Annotated in this window: 4 protein-coding genes; all 4 read right to left on the bottom strand. The window is 38.0% G+C overall.

Going from position 1 to position 7,094, the window contains the following annotated elements:
• Positions 1-124: 124 nt before the first annotated feature.
• Positions 125-1,420 (bottom strand): restriction endonuclease subunit S, encoded by a 1,296-nt coding sequence (locus tag K6D58_RS04970; RefSeq protein ID WP_296828245.1) that lies wholly within the window; start codon positions 1,418-1,420, stop codon positions 125-127.
• 121 nt (positions 1,421-1,541) lie between these two features.
• Complete coding sequence (locus tag K6D58_RS04965) at positions 1,542-3,200, bottom strand: HsdM family class I SAM-dependent methyltransferase (protein WP_296828243.1); 1,659 nt, start codon at positions 3,198-3,200, stop codon at positions 1,542-1,544.
• Positions 3,201-3,228: 28 nt separating this feature from the next.
• Positions 3,229-6,426 carry an HsdR family type I site-specific deoxyribonuclease gene (locus K6D58_RS04960; protein ID WP_296828241.1) on the bottom strand — a complete coding sequence of 1,066 codons (3,198 nt, stop codon included), beginning with the start codon at positions 6,424-6,426 and terminating at the stop codon, positions 3,229-3,231.
• Positions 6,427-6,509: 83 nt separating this feature from the next.
• Positions 6,510-6,821: a hypothetical protein gene (locus K6D58_RS04955; RefSeq protein WP_296828238.1), complete on the bottom strand. Its 312-nt coding sequence runs from the start codon at positions 6,819-6,821 to the stop codon at positions 6,510-6,512.
• Between the last annotated feature and the right edge of the window lie 273 nt (positions 6,822-7,094).

Genomic DNA, 7,094 nt, shown 5'->3' with positions numbered 1-7,094 from the left:
TAACATATAAACAAACTTATTTCTAAACAAATGATAGTCGTTCTTTTTTTCCAACAAGAAAAAAGAAAAGATATAAGATCTATTGCTTCTTTTATATGTGAAATAGACATTTTTTCCTCACTTTTTATTTCACCCTCACCTGTCCATTCATCAACATTGGCAATAGTTCGTCACGCAATGCTGTAAGTCGCTTATTTTCTTGGTCCAATTCACACTTCTTTTTGTAGTTTTTGGAAACTATTTCTCCAAACTTGATTGCTAGTTCTTTTGGAGGGAAGTACCACTTTTCTGCAACGAAGGTATCATATTGGAAATTTTTTATTCCACTTGTTTTACCTTCATAATTAAAGAAGACACCACTATCATAAAACATTTTCCACATGTGATAAAAATATGAAATGTAATCTTTATCTGCAATAGATAATGCTTGGCAGAAATTTGAACAAATCAGTTTGTTATCAAAAGCAGAAAGTATTTCTTTTGAAATTAAAACACATCTTCCAGTTGCTTGAGTCGGGCTACCTCCAGAAATTTCAACAACCATATCTCCTTCTTTAAGTAATTTAGAAGAGTTTGCATTAAGAATGTATCTAGTAGGTAAATCTGTCATAGATACAATATCTGCACCTCGGCAACAAGAAACTTTTAACTGATAGTTACCTTCTGGTTCTTCTTTTCCCCAATCTCCACCAATGTTTTCCTTTATTAGAGATGAAATCTTCTTCACCTCCCACCCCTCAGGAATCTCTCTCTTCAGAATCGGGTTGAATACCATTTTGCCGCCGGAGGATTTATATGGCTTGCCGTCTGCTCCAGGAAAGTCGAATTGCACGAACCAGTAGTCATACACTTCTTTTGCCATGGCTTCCAGTTCTTTGTTTATTTTTTTGTTCACCGCAATTTTTGAGTCAATGTCGGTAAGAACTTTTGCGATGCGTTTTTGTTCGGGGAGAGAAGGAAGAATTAATGGCATATCTTCGAGAGTTTGCATTGAAAGTGTAAAACGCATTCCACTTCCGGTTGCATTTAATTCAAAATACTTTTTTATATAATTTGAATTCATAAAAGCATTCAAATATTCACCTGAGAGTTTTTTTTCATCTGGTTTTACTAACGCACAATGATAACCTAGGACAACATCATCAAAATCATCTGCGATATATGTAGGAATCCCAATATCATCACGAGTTTCACTATCTTTAGTAAATGCAACAAAACCTTTTTTTAATGTTAATTTTTCAATTGCATTATCACTGGCTGTTGCAATCATAAATGAGTCATAATTATCTCTTTTTATTGCCCAGTTATGATAAACATCTGTAAAATTACAGAGTCTAACAGTTTTTTCATGGGGTTTTGATTTTTTATCTACACTACTCATTATTATTTCAGCGACTTCTTTTAATTTATATTTTTCCATTCTCAATTCTCCATTATCCCGCGTTAGGGATAGTAGCGGCGGCGGAGCCGTTCTCGCATAGCGAGAATGCAGCGTTAGCGGAACCGCGAATAGCCCGACCGACGCTTGCGGCGGGAACGCCCTATTTTTCAAAAATCAGTTTCCCAAAGTTCCCCATAATTTCATCTTCAAGCTTTTTGCTTTCTTCAAACATTGTCTTGAGATTTGCTTTATGGTCGCTCATCTTTTTGTTGAATTCTTGGGCTGTGATATCAACATAATCAATTTTGATGTCAAAATACTGGCCGGCGCTAAGGCTGTAGCCTTTTTCTTTGATTGCATCGTAGCTTACGGCAACGCTAAAGTCTTCTACTGTCTCTTTGTTGCGGAAGGTTTTTACAATCTTTTCTATTTCTTCCGGGCGCAGACGGCGTTTCTGGTTGTTGCCTTCCTTGTATTCTTCTCCAAGTTTTGAAGCGTCAATGAGAATTACCTTGTCGTCATCTTTTTTTTCGGTACGGTCAAAGAAGAGTACGCTTACGTTAGTTCCTGTTGTGGCAAAAACATTGCTAGGCATACTAACTACGCCAAAAATAATATGGTCGTTTACAATGCGTTCAAGAATCTTTTTTTCAACTCCGGACTTTGCGGTAATAAAGCCTGTGGGAACAACGATGGCTCCTCTTCCTGTGCTTTTAAGAGAGTTGATGACATGCTGAATAAAACAGGTGTAGATTGCCATTTTAGGCTTATTTGGATCTACCGTCTTTACCTTGTTTGGAACGCCAGCCCAGAAGCGCACCCCATCGCTTGCAAGTTTTTCCTGATACTCGGGGAAGTCTAATTTAAATGGAGGATTTGAAACTACAAAATCAAACTTTTTTAGAGTACCGTCGCTTTCTTTGTGGAAGGGTTCAAGCAGAGTATTTCCCTGAACAACATTTGGAAGGCTTCCTACAAGATTATTGAGAATAAGATTAAGTCGGAGCATTTCGCTTGATTTGTCTGAAATGTCCTGGCTGTAAATTGAACAGCGGTCTTCTCCAATCTGGTGAGCAAGAGCCATAAGCAAGGTTCCGGTTCCAGCAGACGGGTCATAGCATTCTGCGCCTTTGTATTTTTTCTTGTCTTCAAGAAGAAGCATTGCCATTACTGTTGCAATTTCGCGAGGTGTGTAATATTCTGCGTACTTTCCGCCGCCGGCATTGTTGTAGTCCTTTATCAAATACTGGAAGATTCCGCTGAAGAAGTCGTACTTTTCGTTGAAGACTGATTCAAAGTTAAAGCTTGCCACTGCGCTCATAAGAGATCGGGCAAAGTTGTCTCTCTTTGTTGTGTCTTTTACTTCTGTTGTGATTGCAGAGAAAATCTGAACCTTTGTTTTTCCTGATGTTGTAACAGAGAAGGTTTCAGAGTTAAGACTTGAAATTTCTATAAGTGTAGAATCAAGCAATGTTGAAAAGTCCCCGTTCCCAGAAGCATTATAAAGGTGGGCCAAGGTCTGGTGAGGCTTTAAACGAGGTACATTGCCCGGAAGATATGTAAATAAATCTTCTACTTCATCTTCGCTAAAAGAGTCGTATTCTGCATCCCATTTTTCAGCCTTTGAAAGACGTTTTTTATAGGGGCTGTCTATATTTTTCGCCTCGTAACCGAATTTATCGTTAAAGAATTTATACAGGAAGATTTCTGTAATGATGCGGTATTCACTTCCGCCGTTTGCAAGGCCATATTCTCCTGTCGTTGATTTTAATGAATCGATTAAGGCAATTGTTTTTGCGTTAAGTTCTGTGTTAGCCATTTTTCATCCTTTTTTATATAATACCAAATTATAAACTGTAAGTCTCGTACTGATGAATGTATTCGTTTGATATTAAGTTTGTTAAATACTTTTTATCATCGATTGCAGCCTGAATTCCCAGTGCAAAAAGCTTTTTGCTTACGTTGCTCATAACATCCTGCTTGAACTTTGCTTCGCTGCTTGGCTGAACAATGTGAGGATTCAAATCAACATAGCTGTCGATAAGCTGTTTCATTTCATAAAGATTCTCGCACAAAGTCATCTCATTAGATGAGATTATTGGTTTAGCACGAGTAATGTTTTCTTCCTGAATGCGTTTTTGAATACGGACAAACTTTTCGTCATTATCGTATTTCTTTTTAAGCATGTTATTTCTGGCGTTGATTTCTTTAATCTTTGCCATTACTTCGTCCATGTAATGCGCTTCGTCTTTTGCTTCTTTTACATTTGCAGGAACAAAACCTTTTTTTCGGAAGAAAGAACGGAATTCGTCTGCAAGGATTACATACTTTTCTTCTTTCTGGTCAAAGTTACCTTCAAACTCTCGCTGAACTCTTTCGAATTTTTCTTTAAGGTCATTGATTACAATGGCAAGCTCTTCCGGCACTCCTTTTATAAAGCTAAAGTCAATTTCGCTCAATGCAAGATTGATAATTCCGCTAACATCTTCTTTGTGGTCGTTGCCTTCAAGCATATTGATGCGGTCAATGCGATGTGTTACCTCTGTAATTAAAGACGGAATTGTTCCTGGTAGCATATTACGAACTTTTTCTGTCAGTTCCGAATCTCCACTTGAACGAATTCTATTTATAAGAGATTTTGCATCATCAAGACTAGTGCGCAGTTCATACAAAACATTTTTGTCTTCTATGCTGTCCAGTTGAATACGGAATTCTTCCTGATTTGAAACATCATAATACCAAAGTACATTTTTGATTTCCTGGATTTTCTGATTGATTTCTTCTTCGCTTTCTATAACTGCTGTTCCAACTGGAAGTTCTTCGCCAGTTTCCGCAGCGTCATTTGTACGGTTCAGCTCTTTTAAGTAGCGGTCATTTGTAGAATCGAAATTTTCTTTTATGTCAACAAAGTCTACAACGTAACCGTATTTAAAATCTTTGTAAGGTCGGTTTACTCTAGTAAGTGCCTGAAGCAAATCGTGTCCGTCAAGTTTTCGTCCAAGGTAAAGCTTTTTAAGACGAGGCGCGTCAAAACCTGTAAGAAGCATCTGGTTGACAATGATTACATCGATAGTCTGTTTCTTTTTGAATTCTTCTATGTATTCTTTTCGTTCTTCTTTATCGCCTTCGTCATGTAGAATCAAAGTTGCTTGTAAAGGTTTATTCTTAAAGGAAGCGCCATACTGGGAAGAAGGGGCAGGCTCTGCAACCATTAAAGTTCCGTCCGGCATTCTAAATGTAAACTTTGACTTTTTTTCTACGCTAAACCTTTTTTGCCAAAGGTCGTAGAGCTTTCGTGCCTGTGGATTAGTCTTGCAGACAATCATTGCCGCAACTGTGTCGTCTGCTTTTTCAATTCTGAACTTACGAATATCGTCGATAATATAATCAATGAGAGCGTTCAAATAATTTTCATTTTCTATAATTTTGTCTTTATCGATGTCAGATTTTTTTACTTCAACACTTCCGGCAAGTTGGTCAAGAATGGCTGTAAGTTTTTCCTTGTAAACTGTTTGAATGGGCTCACGCATAAGCTTAAGCGTATAACCATCTGCAATTGATTTGTCATAATAATAGGTGTCAATATAATCACCAAATACACGCCAACTTTCTCGTTCTTCACGAAGAAGCGGAGTTCCAGTCATTGCAATCTTTATTGCATCCTTATCTGCTTCCAGAAGATTTGCAAGGAATGAGCCTTCAGGATTATAACCACGGTGAGCTTCATCAATAAAGAAAATGCGTTGAAGCTTTGTGCTGTATGTGTCTTCAATTTTTACAGGTGTATGGTCTTCTTCAAACTTCTGAATATTTACGACCATTATTTCCAAAGCGCCTTCTTTGTTTTCTACAAGATTGTTGCTTCTAAAATCTGCCATAAGTTCGTCACGACTGGAAGCAGAACGAACATTAAGCCCTCGGCTTGTAAACTCGTCCATAGCCTGTTCCATAAGGGCAATACGGTCTACGATAAAATAGAACTTTACGGCAATATTTTTTTTTGCAAAGAAATCTGTGAGACTCTTTACAGAATAGTAAGCAAGAGCTGTTTTTCCAGAACCTTGTGTATGCCAGATGATTCCGCTTTTTATTCCTTTGTTCAAAGTTCTGCGGATTGCAAGAGATGCAAACATCTGCTGGTAACGCATAATGTGTTTTTGAAGTTCAGTTGTTTTTTCACCATTTTCAAGTTCTATGGTGCGTTCTACATAAGCAAAAGCGTATCGAATCAGAAAAAGAATTCTTTCCTTGCATAACATTGATGTAAGGATTCGGTTTGTCGGGGTGTCAATTTTGCAGTTGGTCGTAAACTCTGGGAGTGAAGGAAGAGCCTGACAGTTTCTGTGACGGCATACCATTTTTACAATGTCATCAGAAATTTCTTCATAAGGATATTTCGCTACAAAGTCTTTGTCTTGTTCACGGAAAACATTGTAAAAAGCCTTTTCCTTTGCAGTACAGCAATAAAAAGCTCCCTGAATTGGAACGCGATTATTGTTGTCATATTCCTGGTTATTGGAATATATCATTAACTGAGTAATATTAAAAAATCTTCTAAAAGCTTTGTTCTTAAAACGAGTGTTTGTCCTGTCGAACTCCGCCTTCATTCCTTCGTGATTATTAGGCTTTTTTACTTCAATAAAGGCAAGAGGAAGCCCGTTTATAAAGCAAGTTATGTCTGGGCGAAAGTTATCTTTTGTATCTTCATTTTCACATGTAAATTCTGTTGTTACATGCCATGTATTATTGTTTGGATTGTCAAAATCAATTAAACGGACTCCTGCCTTTGTAGAAAGATAAGAATAGAATTCTTTTCCAAGGTCGTCGTTATTAAGGCAGCCAATAAGTTTAGTGAGATAGTTTTTGCAGTCTTGTTCAGAAAGCGATGGGTTTAGTTTTGCTAACTGAGAAAGGAATATGTCAGTAAGGATATTTGTGCTGTGGTCATACGGTTCAATTTTATCAAGATATGCGTAGCCAAGCTTGCAAAGATGTAAGGCCGCGGGAACCTGAACTCGCGTATTTTCATTGAAATCTTTTGACATTTTTATAATCCCTTTATTTCAAACTCTCATAATAATTCTTAATCTTTTCGGCCATCAACTTACAGCGTTCATTTAGGATTCCATTATACCACACATTCCCCCCTTCCGCCACCCAACTCTTTCATATCCTTGCCATAGTCAGATATGTCCTTTTCGCCCATCTCATACTCTTTGTTGAACGCTTCGGACAGCATAGGCGCTATTAAGCCAAGAACTTCCAGATTCCACTGATACTGGACATCCGGACCAGGCGCTAGTTTCCAGCCGGGATCCGCCCTGTCATAATCCTGCTCAAACTTTGTAATAGCGGAGATTAGCTCGTTCTTAAAATTTAAAATCTCAAGATATGAAGCGCCCTTAAACTTGTCTGCATACTGCATTGGATCCATCATCATGCTATTAATCCTCCTTATTACATTATACCACACATTTTTTTTATAATTTATGCAAAAAAGCATTATAAAAGTGACTATATAGGTGAGCTTGTAAGGCCTTTGTCGCCCCACCGTCATCCTGAACTCGATTCAGGATGACACTCGTTTCAGGATGACACTTGTTCTTTGACATTACTAGCGGCGGCCCTCCGTGCCAGGCCTCGCCATTAGAGACACTCTCTTACGGCCATTAGAGACACCCTCTAATGCGCATTAGAGACACCCTCTAATGGC

The organism is Treponema sp., from assembly GCF_024696245.1.
GTDB lineage: Bacteria > Spirochaetota > Spirochaetia > Treponematales > Treponemataceae > Treponema_D.
The sequence above is the reverse complement of the archived record's forward strand: the minus strand, read 5'-3'. Positions and strand labels throughout refer to the sequence as shown.